Annotated in this window: 17 protein-coding genes; 10 read left to right on the top strand and 7 right to left on the bottom strand. The window is 64.5% G+C overall.

From position 1 onward, the window contains the following. The first annotated feature begins 140 nt into the window (after positions 1–140). The 4 genes from CH275_RS16130 to CH275_RS16115 are packed head-to-tail and all read left to right on the top strand — an operon-like array spanning position 141 to position 3844. Positions 141–965: a hypothetical protein gene (locus tag CH275_RS16130; protein WP_094679363.1), complete on the top strand. Its 825-nt coding sequence runs from the start codon at positions 141–143 to the stop codon at positions 963–965. Continuing rightward, positions 962–2536: a DNA polymerase Y family protein gene (locus tag CH275_RS16125; protein ID WP_094679362.1), complete on the top strand. Its 1575-nt coding sequence runs from the start codon at positions 962–964 to the stop codon at positions 2534–2536. The genes CH275_RS16130 and CH275_RS16125 overlap by 4 nt, the downstream gene beginning before the upstream one ends. Positions 2537–2558: 22 nt before the next feature. Beyond that, the gene (locus CH275_RS16120; RefSeq protein WP_373453718.1) at positions 2559–3323 is read left to right on the top strand and encodes an alpha/beta fold hydrolase; all 765 of its coding nucleotides are present in this window, start codon (positions 2559–2561) and stop codon (positions 3321–3323) included. A gap of 11 nt (positions 3324–3334) precedes the next feature. Further along, entirely contained in the window at positions 3335–3844 is a 510-nt protein-coding gene (locus CH275_RS16115) for a hypothetical protein (RefSeq protein ID WP_094679361.1), read from the top strand. Between the two features lie 14 nt (positions 3845–3858). On the opposite strand, the gene CH275_RS16110 is transcribed toward CH275_RS16115, so the two are convergent. Then, entirely contained in the window at positions 3859–4818 is a 960-nt protein-coding gene (locus CH275_RS16110; protein WP_179276174.1) for an ArsR/SmtB family transcription factor, read from the bottom strand. A gap of 55 nt (positions 4819–4873) precedes the next feature. Here CH275_RS16110 and CH275_RS16105 point away from each other — a divergent pair, with 55 nt between their 5' ends. Beyond that, positions 4874–5641 (top strand): class I SAM-dependent methyltransferase, encoded by a 768-nt coding sequence (locus tag CH275_RS16105; RefSeq protein ID WP_094679359.1) that lies wholly within the window; start codon positions 4874–4876, stop codon positions 5639–5641. Between the two features lie 93 nt (positions 5642–5734). On the opposite strand, the gene CH275_RS16100 is transcribed toward CH275_RS16105, so the two are convergent. Then, the gene (locus tag CH275_RS16100; RefSeq protein WP_094679358.1) at positions 5735–7735 is read right to left on the bottom strand and encodes an SDR family oxidoreductase; all 2001 of its coding nucleotides are present in this window, start codon (positions 7733–7735) and stop codon (positions 5735–5737) included. 153 nt (positions 7736–7888) lie between these two features. Between CH275_RS16100 and CH275_RS16095 the strand changes: the two genes are divergently transcribed. From CH275_RS16095 to CH275_RS16075, 5 genes are all read left to right on the top strand, one after another. Further along, positions 7889–8779 carry a tyrosine-type recombinase/integrase gene (locus CH275_RS16095; RefSeq protein ID WP_094679357.1) on the top strand — a complete coding sequence of 297 codons (891 nt, stop codon included), beginning with the start codon at positions 7889–7891 and terminating at the stop codon, positions 8777–8779. 23 nt (positions 8780–8802) lie between these two features. Then, the gene (locus CH275_RS16090; RefSeq protein ID WP_094679356.1) at positions 8803–9306 is read left to right on the top strand and encodes a DUF2637 domain-containing protein; all 504 of its coding nucleotides are present in this window, start codon (positions 8803–8805) and stop codon (positions 9304–9306) included. Between the two features lie 123 nt (positions 9307–9429). Next, positions 9430–9843: a DUF4429 domain-containing protein gene (locus tag CH275_RS16085; protein ID WP_094679355.1), complete on the top strand. Its 414-nt coding sequence runs from the start codon at positions 9430–9432 to the stop codon at positions 9841–9843. A 639-nt stretch (positions 9844–10482) separates the two neighbouring features. After that, a complete protein-coding gene (locus tag CH275_RS16080; RefSeq protein WP_094679354.1) occupies positions 10483–10668 on the top strand; it encodes a hypothetical protein in 186 nt (61 codons plus the stop codon). 51 nt (positions 10669–10719) lie between these two features. Beyond that, positions 10720–11577, top strand: a complete 858-nt coding sequence (locus tag CH275_RS16075) for an SGNH/GDSL hydrolase family protein (RefSeq protein WP_143546787.1) — start codon at positions 10720–10722, stop codon at positions 11575–11577. Here CH275_RS16075 and CH275_RS16070 read toward each other — a convergent pair. The 5 genes from CH275_RS16070 to CH275_RS16050 are packed head-to-tail and all read right to left on the bottom strand — an operon-like array spanning position 11571 to position 14611. After that, on the bottom strand, positions 11571–12830 hold the full coding sequence (locus CH275_RS16070; protein WP_094679352.1) for an SGNH/GDSL hydrolase family protein: 1260 nt from the start codon (positions 12828–12830) through the stop codon (positions 11571–11573). The genes CH275_RS16075 and CH275_RS16070 overlap by 7 nt on opposite strands. Positions 12831–12832: 2 nt before the next feature. Then, positions 12833–13201, bottom strand: coding sequence for a hypothetical protein (locus CH275_RS16065; RefSeq protein WP_094679351.1), 369 nt, complete (start codon positions 13199–13201; stop codon positions 12833–12835). Positions 13202–13213: 12 nt separating this feature from the next. Next, positions 13214–13729, bottom strand: a complete 516-nt coding sequence (locus tag CH275_RS16060; protein ID WP_094679350.1) for a hypothetical protein — start codon at positions 13727–13729, stop codon at positions 13214–13216. 26 nt (positions 13730–13755) lie between these two features. Continuing rightward, on the bottom strand, positions 13756–14169 hold the full coding sequence (locus CH275_RS16055) for a hypothetical protein (RefSeq protein ID WP_143546786.1): 414 nt from the start codon (positions 14167–14169) through the stop codon (positions 13756–13758). After that, positions 14159–14611, bottom strand: coding sequence for a hypothetical protein (locus CH275_RS16050; protein ID WP_218828798.1), 453 nt, complete (start codon positions 14609–14611; stop codon positions 14159–14161). The genes CH275_RS16055 and CH275_RS16050 overlap by 11 nt, the downstream gene beginning before the upstream one ends. Between the last annotated feature and the right edge of the window lie 9 nt (positions 14612–14620).

Below are 14620 nucleotides of genomic sequence, written 5' to 3'. Positions count from 1 at the left end.
CTTCGGCATCACCTTGACGAGTTGCCGTCCGAGCGGCTTTACTGAGTGCAGATCGAAACTGTGTTCGAATACGCCACTTCCCGCGTTCGTCGAGCACCGATGTTTCGACTCGATTTTCTTGCACCGCGAAGGGGAGTGACATGACTGTATCGGGAGCTTCTGTCACGCCTGATGTGCTCGACGGGTTGTCGCTGCCGGAGCGCGTCGCGTTGCTGCGTAGCCGGATGGCTGCCGTGCCGTCTCGGGGCGAAACGGCGTCGGTGCGCATCGAGAATTCCGACCCCGTCCCCGTCCCCGTTCGCTCCGATTTCGGCGAGGCCGAGCCGGTACGCGCGGTCCGTCAGCGGGCGGTTCTTCCGGTGCCGTCCGCGCTGGTCGAGGTGCTGCCACACGGTGGGTTGGTGCGTGGAACGGTGGCCTCGGTGTCCGGTGCAGGCTCGCTGCTGATCGGTTTGGTGGCTGCAGTGACCGCTTCCGGTGGGCATGTCGCCGTCGTCGGGCAGCCTCGTTTCGGAATTCTCGCCGCGGTGGAGATGGGTGCACAGCTGAGCAAACTGGCTCTGATTCCCGATCCTGGGCCCGACCCGGTGGAAGTGGCGGCAATCCTGCTCGACGGTGTCGACCTCGTCGTTCTCGGCCTCGGTGGCATGTCCGTATCGCCCACTCGGGCCAGGGCGGTGGTGGCCAGGGCACGGAGCAAAGGATCGACGCTGCTGGTGACCGATGGACATTGGGGCGGCGCAGAACTACGTCTCGACGCATCGGTGCACGGTTACGACGGTCTCGGTACGGGTCGGGAACTGGGGCGCGGCCGGCTCCGCGGCGTTCGATTGTCGGTGTGCGCACGTGGCAAGGCGATGCGGCCACGCACCGTTCGACTCGACCTGCGTTCGGAGAACGGCCGCATCGAGTGGCATGCCGAACAGCAGGAGCAGAATCCATTGTCGATCGCGGTCTCGACATGAGCATCGATCGTTCCAGCCGTGTACTGGCTCTATGGTGTCCCGATTGGCCCGCCGTTGCAGCAGCGGCTCAGGCCGATCTGCCTGCGACGCATCCGGTGGTCGTCACCTCGGCCAATCGGGTCGTCGCGTGCTCGGCGACGGCACGTGCGTCGGGTATCAAGCGTGGCCTGCGGCGTCGGGAAGCGCAGGCGCGGTGCCCGGATGTGCATGTCGCTCTCGCCGATACCGATCGTGATGCGCGACTGTTCGAGCCCGTGGTTTCGGCCGTCGCCGCCATCGCGCCGGGAGTCGAAGTGCTGCGGCCGGGTCTGTTGGTTCTCTCTGCCCGCGGTGTCGGACGGTATTTCGGTACCGAGCATCGGGCTGCGGAACGGTTGATAGACCAAGCATCGGCTGCCGGTGTGGAGTGTCAGATCGGTATCGCCGACGAGTTGTCCACTGCAGTCGTTGCCGCGCGGTATGCGCAGGTGGTGCCTCGCGGTGGCGGTGCAGGCTTTCTCGCGCCGTTGCCGGTGGCAGAACTCTCGGCCGAACCGAGCATGTCCGCTGCCGATCGCGGTGAGCTGGTGGACCTGTTGCGGCGCTTGGGTTTACGAACCATCGGCGACTTCGCTGCGCTGTCTCCGGGCGATGTCGCGTCCCGGTTCGGTACCGATGCGGTGCTGGCGCATCGCAGTGCTCGGGGCGAGCCCGAGCGTCCGCCCTCGGCCCGGGCGCTACCGCCGGATCTCGATGTGGAGTACCGGTGCGATCCGCCGATCGATCGGGTCGACGCCGCTGCATTCGCCGGCCGCGGATTGGCCGAGCAGTTGCACACCAAGCTTGCTGCCGCTGCCGTTGCATGTACTCGGCTGCTGGTGCATGCCAGTACCGGCAACGGCGAGAATCTGTCGCGGATCTGGCGCTGCGCCGAGCCGTTGACGCCGGAGGGAACAGCCGATCGTGTGCGATGGCAATTGGACGGCTGGATCACCGGGCGCAGCGAGAACAAGCCGACGTCCGCGATCACCGTGCTGCGGCTCGAACCGATCGAAGTGGTGGCAGCAGGGGAGCTGCAACTGGGATTGTGGGGCAGTGTCGGCGACGAGGACGAGAGAGCGCGTCGGGCATTGGTGCGTGTACAGGGTCTGCTCGGTGGCGAATCGGTCCTCGGTGGTGTGCTCAGTGGTGGACGCGGGCCGGCCGAACGGATCACGCTCCGTCCTCTCGGAGACGAGTTGGTACCGATGTCCGATCCATCCCATCCCTGGCCCGGACGGTTACCCGAGCCTGCTCCGGCGGCAGTGATAGAGACCCGTCCGACGGTGACGCTGATGAATCGGGCGGGCTCGGGAATCGGCGTCACCGACCGCGGTGTGTTCGACGCGCCACCGACACGATTGCGCTGGGGAACCAAGGAATGGGAACTGACGGGTCTGGCCGGACCGTGGCCGGTGGACGAGCGGTGGTGGGACAGCGGACACGTATCGAGGGGGCCGACGGCGCGGGCCCAGGTGGTGCTCGACGACGAAAGGGCCTTACTGCTGGTGTTCGACGAGGGTCGGTGGCGGGTGGAGGGAATCTACGAATAGCGGCACCGCTACCGTCGAGGGAATGCAGATGATGTCGAAGACGGTCGACCTCGATGGTGTCGACATCGCCTATCGATCGTTCACCCCGCTGGGGCATGCGAACTCGGATTCGGCACCGGTGATGCTGGTGCACGGCATGGGCGGTGACAGCACAACCTGGGATCGGTTCACCCGCGCACTGACCACGCACGGTCGCCGAGTGATCACCGTCGACCTGCGCGGACACGGCAAGAGCGCGCACACGTCCACGTACCAGTTCGATTCCTTCGGGGCAGACCTGCTGGCCCTGGTCGATCACCTCGGGCTCACCGAAATCGATCTCGTCGGGCATTCCCTGGGCGGATACGCGGTCTCGCTCGTCGCACAACGTCGCCCGCAGCTCGTTCGGCGTCTGGTACTCGAGGAACTTCCGATACCGATCCGGCCGGGGGACGCCCCTCCGACGCTGACCGGCAGGATGCCGTCGGTCACCGAGCTCTGGCACGCCGCGACCAGTGTCGTTCTGCATCCCCGTGCGGTCCTCGCGTTCGATCGGTCGATGACCGCCACTGCTCTCGAGCAGTTCCGTCGGCCCAATCCACAGTGGTGGGAGTCGTTGGCCGACATCACGGCTCCGACGTTGGTGCTTCGAGGAGGTCCGGGAGGAATGGTCGATCCGGATCGACTGGACGCGATGGTCGCCGAGATTCCGACCTGCCGCGTCGAGGCGTTTCGCACCGGACACAGCATCCATCGGGACGGCTACTCGGCGTTCGAGGCCATCGTCCTCCCGTTCCTCACACACTAGGGTTCACGGACATGACTCCGAGTGCGCTCGATCGCAGAATGCTGAGCTGGTCGGCACTGTTCGTCGTATCCCAGGCCAACATTGCCCGGCTGCTCGGCCCCGCAGCCCCGAAAGTACTTGCCGTGCAGACGGCGTGGTCCGCCCAGCGTTATCGGCAGATCCTCGCCAGCATGGATCAGACCGAAATCGCCCGGTTCCGCAGCCACTATTTTCCGGACTTCGTGCATCCAGCGATCTATGCCATCGCGCTGCGTGCGGGTGCGAGGAGCCTCGCAGCCAAGACGCCGCTGAGCCCTGCGGCGACGACGGCACTGGCCGTCGCACCTGTGGCCTCCGCTGCCGGTGACTACATCGAGAACATCGTCGGACTGATGCTGGTGGACAACCGAGAACAGATCACCGACACCGTCGTCCGCGCTACCACCGTGGTCAGCACCGTCAAATGGATACTGGCAATCGGCTCACTGACGTACCTCGGTCAGGGATTTCTGCGCGTGTGGGGAAGGGCGCTACTGCGCTGAACCTCGCGACAGCCCTACCCCTGTCGTTCGACCAAATCCTCCCCGAGGGGAGTGCGTACGTACAGCACCGATCGTCCCTGTCTGACGCGTCGCACCGCTGCGGCTTCGCGCAGAACGCGAAGATGCTGACTCGCTGCGCTGGGTGAAACGCCCAGTGCGGCAGCGAGTTCCCCGGTAGTGGTGGGCGCGTCGAGCAGAGTGAGAATCGTTGCGCGTTGGGTGCCGAGAAGATTGATCAGCGCTCGGTTCGGAGCTGTCCGTGCCATGTTCCACACTGCGCCGCGCCCGCGGGCCGGATACACCAGAGACGGAGCCCGTGTCGGGCTGATCTGAGTGATCGCGCCGTGCACGAAGACCGACGGAATCAGTGGAAGTCCACGTCCGTCGACGTCGACCCACACCTGGTCCTCCAGCCGATCGACCCACAGCACACCGTCGTCCCATCGAACTCGGGAATCGAGGTGCTCGAACATCTTCCGTGCCCCGAAGTGCGAGAGCTGTTGTGCTCGGTAGTCCACATCACCGTCCAGGACCGCGCGGATCCGGGCCCAGTCGGGTTGGAGGCACGTGGCCCAATACTGCGAGAGAGCCTGGACCGTACGGGTGCGCACCGCTCGAGCCGGGCCGCTGAGGATCGAGGGAACGTCGGCGGAGAAAGCGGCGGAGACATCGCGTCGCACCTCCACTGCCGGTGTCGCCCCGACAACTGCGATCTCGTCGTCGAAGGCCGGGGATTCGGTGGGCGGACGGGGAGCGAGAAAGTCCGGGATTCTGCCGTCGGGAGAGACCAACGCGGTCAGCATCTCGGTGTCACACTGCTGCCATGCCGTCAGGACACGTCGACGCCACGGCTCGTGCAGACGGTGCCGATTCGGCGAGGTCCAGGCACGCAGGCTCAGGACCGTCTCGAACAGCGGCGAGACGGTCAACGAGGTTTCCGCCAGGTCGGCGGCTCGGAGGTGAAGTGCGAGCATGTAGTCCCACACTAAATGGTGGCGACCGGCAACCACGCTCGGTGTACTTGTCCGTATGCCCATCGACTTCGCAGATCCAGCCAACGGCGACACCTATTCCGGCCGCGAGGCCGACCCTTCCTGGGTTGCCGCGATCACCGATATCGTCGATCCGGTCGGCGCGCACGTCGTCGATCTCGGGTGCGGCGGGGGCACCTACGCGCGTGCGTGGCGCACGCTGGGAGCGCATGTCACAGCTGTCGATTCGAGTACACCGATCCTGGAGTCAGCCCGCCGATCGTCGCCCGCGGACATCGTGTTCGAGTGTGCACCCGCCGAGCGCACCGGCCTGCCCGACCGCCTGGCAGATATCGTGTTCGCTCGCGCGCTCGTCCACCATCTGTCCGACGCATCCGCCCTGGCAACAGAGATGTTCCGGCTACTGCGCCCGGGTGGTATCGCGATCGTCCAGGATCGGACGAGCGAGGATGCAACACTGGCAGGATCGCCGACGAATCCGCGCGGATACCTCTTCGACGCGTTTCCCCGATTGGCGGACATCGAGTCTCGGCGACGACACGGCGTCGACGACGTACAGGGCGCATTCGCTCGGGCAGGATTCACCGATGTTGCTACGCAACCACTCTGGGAAACTCGTCGACGCTACGGAAATCGCGAGCAATACCTGACAGAGATCGCCGGCAGAACTGGGCGCTCCATCCTGCACGAACTTTCCGACGTCGAACTCGCCTCACTGGTCGAGTATCTGCGTGGTCGCCTGACCCCCGGTGAGTTGATCGAACGCGATCGCTGGACTTTCTGGACCGCAGTGGCCCCCCGATAGCCACCACCGTGAGTGTCCACTCTGTGCGACCACACACGGGATCGCGATCGCGAATGGAAATTGTGGACACTGGCGGTACCTGGGACCGGCACGTCACCAGCTCGTGCCGGGCACCAATCTGCCGACACGGCGGACAACTTTGCCGATGCGTGCGGTCGGAGCTTTCGGATCGTATGGGCGGACTCGGTAGGGCACCGTCCCGTCCTCGATGGGTGTCGCCGCCTCGCCTTTGGCGGCAGCGGATTCGGCGAACGTGCGGTAGTGCTGGTGCATGGTGCGGTCTTTGCCTTTGGGGGCGAAGATGGCTCCGAACTGTCCGAGCGTTCCCAGTGGTGTATCGATGCGTTTGGGCTTGTCGCTCAGAGCGCGGATCACCATCGCCCCGGCCTTTTCGGGTGAGAACACAGGGCCGACGTTCTTGTCACCCGTCGGGGTGATCATCGGGGTGTCCACCAGGGGCATGTGGATGGTGGTGTAGGTGATTCCGTCCGAGAGTGTTTCTGCGGCAGCAACATCGGTGAAGCCGTCGAGCGCGGCCTTGCTGGCCACGTAGGCCGAGAACCGAGGAGGGTGTCCCAGGACCGCGGCGCTGGAGATATTGACCACGTGCCCGAATTGACGTTCGCGCATATGTGGCAGCAACGCCAATACCAATCGAATCGCCCCGAAGTAATTGACGGCCATGGTGCGTTCGTAGTCGTGCAACCGATCGGTGGATCGATAGAGCGACCGGCGGATGGATCGACCGGCGCTGTTCACCAGCATGTCGACATGACCGTGTTCGCTCAGAACGGTTTTCACGGTCTGATCCACCGATTCGCTGTCGGTGACATCGCACGGGTAACCGTATGCGGTGCCGCCCGATTCACGGATGTGCTCGACCACCTCGTCGAGTTGATCCTGACCGCGCGCGAGCAGAATGACCACCGCGCCCTTGCGGGCAGCTGCTTCGGCGCTGGCTCGGCCGATGCCGGACGAGCCACCGGTGACGACGATGTGACGGCCGAACAACGGCCCGCGTGGGTCGTTCCGGCGGTTGCGCTTCGGATCGAAGTTCTTCTGCCAGTACGTCCACACGCGATCTGCGTACGTACGCAGTGGCGGCGGCGTAATCGAGCTGCCCTGCAACGCTTTCTGGGTTGTTGCCGACTCGAACACGGTGGGCAATGTCAGGTGGTCGAGCATGACCGGTGGGACGCCGAGATCACGGAGGGCGGCGTTGCGCTGCTTTCGTACCGCCCTGGACTTGGGGGAGACGACCGGAGCGACCAGCGCCCCGGGTACGTCGACGATTCTCGCGTGAGATCCGGCCGCCGACGAGAACGCGGCGTAGACCTCTGCCATCGACTGAGGCGTTGGATTGACCAGATGGAACACGCTGCCGGGAGAGGTGTCTCGATGTACGAGTTCGACGATGGCGTCAGCGACGTAGTCGACCGGAACCAGGTTGGTAGCACCCATCTTCGGCACCGTGATCGGCAGTACGGAAGGCAGCTTGGCCAGTTGGGCGAAGAACGGGAAGAAGTAGTACGGCCCGTCGATCTTGTCGATGGCTCCGGTCTCCGAGTGGCCGATGATCGCGGCAGGCCGGTAGACCCGCCAGTCCACGGTGCTGTCGCGGACCGATTTCTCGGACTCGAACTTGGTGCGGTGGTAGGCCGTCGGGAATCTCTGGCCGAGGTCGAAATCGTTCTCGGAGAACGTTCCTCGGTAGTCTCCGGCAACGGCGATCGACGAGATGTGGTGCAGCCGAGCGCCGGTCTTCTCGGCGAGACGAATCACCGAGGCGGTTCCGGCGACATTGGTCGGTGCCTGCTCGTCCCCTGCGGTCAGGTCGTAGACGGCCCCGAGATGGAGGATGTGGCCGATGTCGGACGGCACCTTGGTGAGTCCGAGTTCCGGCTCGGTGAGATCGCCGACCAGCGGGTGAATTCGATCGCCGCCGTCGAGTTGCTGTGCCAGTCGTTCCAGGCGAGCCACCGAGTTCGGACGTACCAGCACGTGGACAACGGAGTTCGTATCACGCTCCAGCAATCGGGGTAGGACGTTCTTCCCGAGAAACCCGGTACCGCCGGTCACGATGTAGTTCGCCATGCGAGCCGACCTTACTCCGAAGTATGTTCCTCGTAACGTGCGGATCCTGGGTAAAAAGCGCACGTCAGGGCCCCGCACGTCGCTGCCGGTCGATCACGGAAATATTCGGTGAAAACCGGCGTGTCGGTCTTGACTTCAACTAAAGGTGGAGACATGACCGATTCAAGCATCGTTAAACATGTCAGCTACTTGAAGCGTCGCAACTCCCAAGAATCGACCATCACGCACCGTCGAGGCCAGCTAGTCCGCCTCTCACAGTTTCTCGGCAAGCCGCTGCTCGACGCCACCGAGGAAGACCTCGAGCGTTGGCAGTGCAGTCTCCGTGTGTGCGCGTCGAGCGTGCAGACATACAGCTCCCACGTGAGCGCGTTCTATGCATGGGCACACGACACTGGTCTACTCGACCGCGACGTGGCGAGAGACCTCGTGATGCCCCGCATCAAGCGCCGTCTGCCGCGTCCGATCCCCGAGAAGGATCTGGAGGTCGCTCTGATCACCAGCCAGTACGACGCGCAGCTGTACGGCTGGTTCTTGCTCGCCGGATACTGCGGCCTGCGCGCCTCCGAGATCTCAAAGGTGGCTCGGGGCGACTTCCGGGAGGCCGACAACGGGGGAGCATTTCTCACGGTTCACGGCAAGGGCGGCAAAGAGCGGATCGTGCGCGTACCGCCCGACGTCTTCGACGAGCTACAGATGTTCATGGTCCGTCAAGGCTGCATCTTCCGTCGACCGAGCGACGGTAAAGCCTTCACCCCGAACGGCGTCACGCGTGCCGCCTCAGCGCACCTCAAAGGCGTCGGCCTGCCGTACACAATTCACACGTTGCGTCACCGATTCGCCACCAAACTCGCTGACCTCGGGGCGGACCCACGCGACATCCAGGAAGCCATGGGACACGAGGATCTCGCAACCACGTCCATCTACATGGGCGGCAACGTCAGACGTGGCGCGAAGAGTGTCGACAAACTCGGAGCCGGACTCCGCACCATGAACAAACGCCGGCCAAAACGCTCGCTTGCGCAGTCCGAAGAACACTGCCAGTAACAGACCATTACAGGGGGGACCACATGTCACGCTTTCCATCCGCCGCTTCCATCGTCGGCACGACACTCATTGCGCTAGGCGCATTCTGGCTCAGCTTCACCGCACTACGAGACCTGGCCGACCGATCCGGCGTACCGACCTCGCAATCCTGGGTATGGCCGCTCATCGTCGACGGCCTGGTCCTGGTCGCCACCGTCGCTGTAGTCGCGCTCGACGAACACCGCTGGTATGCCTGGTCGCTGCTTGCCACCGGAGCGGCGATCTCACTTGCCGGGAACACGTTGCACGCCACCTACACCGGGGATCTTCCCCTCGCCGTACGCATCCTCGTCGCGGCCGTCCCGCCGCTGTCACTCCTCGCCGTCACACACCTCACCTACTTACTGTTCACCCGCAGCGCCCCGACAGCGCAGCGCGAAACAGTTGCCCGGCCTGCCCAACTGATCACCGTCATGGAACAGAACAGCGGGGAGGTCAAAGACTTCGGCGCATCGTTTCGAGCCTCGCGGAACGAAGCAACTGTCTAACCATGCCGGGTATCGTTCGCCTCTCCACCACCATGGGGAGAGGCGAACGGTATGGCGAGATACGTTGCAGGCAGACGACCAGGCCTTCGGCGACCAGAGGTGCAGGCCGCGCCTGTTGTGCCGATGGTTTACAACGGCATCGCCGGAAGCACCGTCACGCTCACCTCCGAAAACGTGATTCTGGAGTTCTCAGGAATCGCGCACTCGAAACGTAAGCGCCGAGCTTCACCTCGCACCATTCCACTCGGCGCGATCGACGGGGTGGACCGCCCCTTCGCGCCGACAATGGGCGTGCACTACGTCCACTTGATCGTTAGAGGTCAGCCCGTCGAGCAACCCCACACCGACCTGAACATCTTCGCCACGGTGCCTGCCGTACCCGTCGAGCCGTTCCTCGACGCGCTCGAGGCAGCGATAGCTCGCGCGCCTCGCGTCGACGACTTCGAGCCAGACCGGCGACAGGCAATGCCCGGCCGCGGGACCGCAGGGCTCGCCCCGCGCGAGAGTCCACTGCTCGATTGGCTGCAAGGCGGATAGAGCTCCGCCAACGAAAAATGACCCCCACCTCCGAAGAGGTGGGGGCATAGATTCCAAGCGCAGTGTCGGAGTCGGTACTTATCGTCTGTCGGATGGACTTGTATCGCCGTGGCGACCAATGGGCAGAACCGGCACCGAAGTTCTGCCCGCGGGGCCACCGTCTCGGACCAGGGCGCGTCCTCGTCGGATCGCAGGTGTGCTCCTGCGAGATTCACCACCACCGCACTCATGCCTGCCGAGAGTGCGACGCTGTGATCTACACACCAGCGATGACCGCCGAATGCACAGACAGCAGCTTCGACGGCCGTGCTCGATAGTCAGTCCCCTTCGTTGGTGAAGTGCTGACGGTCGCAGTCCGGATCGGTGCAGTCGTGACGGAAGTCCTGCCGATCGTTGAACGAGACGTCTTCGCCTGCGTCGTAGCAGCTGTACCTATGCCATCGGTTCTGGGTGCAGTGCGCCTCGTAGGGCCCCGGCTCTGCGCATGAGCCCTTCCAGATTCGTCCCAATTGCCGCCACCCTCCTCGTTATAGTGCCGTCGCCGCGGTCATCCCCCAACGCACAGAGGAGTCATTTCTCGCGTTATGCACCCGTTCGGCAGGGGTCATTCAATCGGTCGACTCTGTAGTGTCCCTGCGCATGACAGACAACCGCACCCTTCTCTTCAAGGGCCTCGATGCTGCGGGCCTCACGGCTAAGCAGGCCCGCCACGTTCTTGATGGTGGTGACCTCGCAGAGCTGCCCGAGGAAGTGCAACTGATCATCAACAGATACCGGGATAAGGTCACGCCGGAGTTCTTGCGGGAGTACATCGCGACACTGTGATGCACCCGTTCAGATCGCGGCCCGACCGAGCGGTACGGCATGATGCAGCGCATGGCTAAGAGCAGCAAGCGGGGCCGTGCGTTCCCGTCAGCACCGAGCGACCCCCACAAACGGAATCTCATCATCGCTGGCGTGCTCGGACTGGTGATGGTCGTCGCCGTCGGCGTCGGCCTGGCGTACGACCAGAACCGACTTGCGGGAGCGGAAGCCACCGAATCGGTCGGCTATGAAGTCCCCGACGACGTGACGCCAGTCAGCGGCAAGACCGACCTGGCGGCAGTCGGGCAAGCACTGCTCGCACCCGAGCCTTACGTGATGACCGTCGTCGGAGACTCCACCGGTAACGGCGAAGCCGAATGGGTCTACATCCTCGCGCAGCACCTTTCACGGCTCGGACGATCCGTGCTCATCCACGACTGGGATCCAGACCTGAATCAGTACACGACAGAATCCAAGTTCGGCCCTGGGGGCGTACCGACGCTCACGATCTGGAACGGCTCTGCGGCGGGGAAGAACACCGTCTACTCCCAGGCGAACTGGGATGCGCTCGTGCCCGAGACGCCGAACTTCGTCGTGTTCAGCCACGCTCACAATCAGACCGATGTCTCGCAGGGAGTCAGCGGCGTCACGCAGATGGTTCGCCGCACTCTGCCCGACACGGCGGTTGCCGTGATCTTGCAGAACCCGCGTCTCGACGATGCAGCCGACCGCCAGGCAGCAACCGTTGCTGCTCTACGCAAACAGTTCGAGTCCGAGGCGGCGCGGCCCGCCCTGATCGACGTGTGGACTGCGTTCCAGCAGGCCCCCGACCTTGCGCCCCTGCTGGAACCGGACCGCTTCCACCCGAGCCGCGCCGGCGAGGAACTGTGGGAGCAGGTCGTGTCGACGGCCCTCGCTTTACCTCAGTAGGACTGAATCACCTGTAGGCCGAGGAAAAGGGCGTCGGCGGGCATCGTATCCAAGGCGTCAGCGCCGAGCCTGGCGATCTTGAGCGCCATCGGGAAACCACCGAGACTCGTACGGTCCCAGATCGATCCGACCGTCGTGCGCTTCGCCGCATTCGGAAGCGACTGGGTGGACGAACCCGAATCGGCCCAGGTGCCGAGGTTCAGCGAGGACGTGATGCCGTTTCGGTTGCCGAGGTACTGGTGACTACCGATGATTCGTGCATTGCCGGACTGTGCCGCGTCGGTCATCCAAAAACCGTTGATGCTGATGGTGCGCCAAGACGGGGGGAAGTCGATCACTGCAACGATGGACTCGGTGACGGCCGGATCGAGCGCCCACGCTGGAATGCCTCCGTAGTTGCCGAGCTGCGGCGTGCCGTCGAGAGCGGTGAAGCTCGCTGCCGGTACCCACACCCGGGTCGGCATCCCGACCGGTGGACTGACGCGGGCTGAGCGTCGCCCTGGCTTGATGGTCTCCCAGATCGTCGCAGCCCACAGCGGCGAACCGACAGAATCGTTCGGGTGCAGACCGTCAGGAAGTAGCAGGTCGGTCGCGTAGTTGCCGTTGTAGTCGAGGAACATTGCGTTGACATCGACGCAGGTCAGGGAGAGGACCGCGGCCATCTCGAAGTTGACCTGATTGTTGGTCTGCCCCCGGTCGTACGCCGCGTCGGTGGTAGCGCGGGGGTTCTGGGTGCCGACGATGACGCACGCGCCGGGAAAATTGTTGATGTAGAGGTTGTAGATCGGAACCGTGATCGCCCGGTACGCATCACCGACCTGCGGGCTGTTGTGCATGTAGTTGAAGTAGATGATGTCCGGCGTGAATCCGGCCGTGAGGGCATCGCGATTGCCGCTGGCGTAGTTGATGACCTCACCCGATACCGAGCCATTCCAGATCGTCAGCGTGCGCCCGGACGTGCCGGTCTGCACGGTGACGCGGTTGCCGACCGGGTAGGTCTTGGTGGCGTCGTCCCACGGTGCCCAGATGATCGTCCAGTCGGGGTACGCAGCGGCGAAGTAGTTCGCGAGCAGTCGCGGGAACCGGGTAGGTCCCGCGCCGGTCGAGTCACTCAGCACGAGGAAGTGGACGTCACGGACCTTGCGCTTCATCAGGCGATGAAACGCTGCGAGTCGAGGCGTGATGGTCGACTCGGCGAGAACGGTGGTGTCCACCTTCGTCTGAGAAACACCGGGTGCGTCGAGGATTCCCATTGTCAGCTCACCGTCATTGCGGGTCGGGCCGTCACTGCGCCGGATGCGTTCCGAGTGAGGGCAGGTTGGGTGTAGGTGGTGGTCACGCCACCGAGGACGTGGGTGACCGTGTAGCTGTCGATCGCGCCGGGAGTGGTGGTCGATTCGGTGCCGACGAAAACGCCGGTCGCGCCGTCGTCCCACACGACTGAGAAGCCGGTGGCTGCGCCGTTCGCGGAGCGGGTGATCGCTCCGACTGCGATCTCGTCGGGGTTCTTCGCCGCGCGAGAAACGGGTGCATAACTGGAGTCGAGTGACTCTTCGGTCAGCCGGTCGGGAAGGTGCTTGTCGCGGACCTTGTCACCCGGTCCGAGGGTCGGAAAGCGTGCCATCAGGTGTTCCTCTCAGGAAAGTTCGAAGGTGTCCGGATCGGACGGATCGGGTTCGAGGCCTCCACCGGAGACGACGATGAACGTGTCGGGGTCGTTCGGATCGGGCACGAGCGACTGCCCGCCTCCACCACCGCCCCCGGCTGCGGCTTCCTCGGCTCGCACAGCCGCAGCCTCGGCGCGCACAGCGGCCTGCTGCGCCGCGTTGACGACTGCCGGTTCGTAGACGAACGCCGTGTCGAGTACCTCGCGGAGCGAGATCTCGGTCCGGCCGTCGTCCGGGACGACGACCGTCTTCGGTTTCACGTCGGTCATACCGCCGCGGATCTGTACGACCAGCGGCCCCGGCTCGACTTGCACCGTGCCCTTCCCGGCTGCCAGATCGACGTACACAGGATCGGTCAGCGTGACCCGATCCTGCGTGACTGCCGAGCCTCGCTGCTTCGGCGCGTAGACGCTCACGGCACGCGCCATGGTGACCGGACGGCCACCCACGTCGGCGAGATCGATCTCCAGATTCACCATGACCATGTCCGGTCCCCTCTCGTTTCGTTGTGTCAGTTCTGCTGGCCGAGGTCGCGCTCGCGGTCGCGCGTGAACTCGTACAGCGATCGGTGCTGCGGTGGACGGCGCACCCAGCCCTGTGAGATGCCATACAGGCTGTCGTCGCGGTGCCAGGTGGCGTCATACTCCAGGTAGCCCTCGTAGAGAGCGACCTTTTCGGTGAGGGCCTTCACCCGTGGTTCGAGCGCGTCGACCTGCCGCTTGAGATCGACGATGTCGGCCGCTTCGCGAGCTCGTTCACGCTCGGCCCGCTCACGCCACCGCTTGCCGAGCGGACCGAAGATCTTCGCGCCGGTCTCGGAGACCTCGGAGACGATCTGCCCGACGTAGCGGACGACGACGAGGACGATCACCAGCCCGATCAGCCACGGGTTGCTGGGGATCAGAGCGGCAATGTCAGTCGGCACCAGCACACCTCCGGTCCCACGACCGCCGAAACGCGGTCTTGCTCGCACTGAACAGCACCGCGTGCACGACGACCGCGCCGAACAGCCAGCCCGTTGCCGTGCGCCACCCGAACCAGCCCTCTTTGCCCATCACCTCCGCGAGGGCTCCGTAGGCGAACCCGACGAACAGGGCGGCGAGCACACCATGCGCGAGCGCCGCCAGCGGGAGCCGGGGCGTGTAGACCCCGATCAGGCCCACCACCCCGGCTCCGATGAAGATCCATCCCCACACGTGGAACGGCAGCAGCGCCTCAACGTCCGAGAGAGTGGCCGGGTAGGCGTCGACCGGCAGTCGCACATAATCGATCCCACGACTGACCGCAGCCGCCAGCAAACTGAGCTGCAGCACGAACGCCATGTCCTCGGTGATGACGAGCCGGAGGCGTTCGATCTTCGGCCACACCCGGCGCAC

The organism is Rhodococcus sp. 06-235-1A (assembly GCF_002258785.1).
GTDB lineage: Bacteria > Actinomycetota > Actinomycetes > Mycobacteriales > Mycobacteriaceae > Rhodococcoides.
The sequence above is the reverse complement of the archived record's forward strand: the minus strand, read 5'-3'. Positions and strand labels throughout refer to the sequence as shown.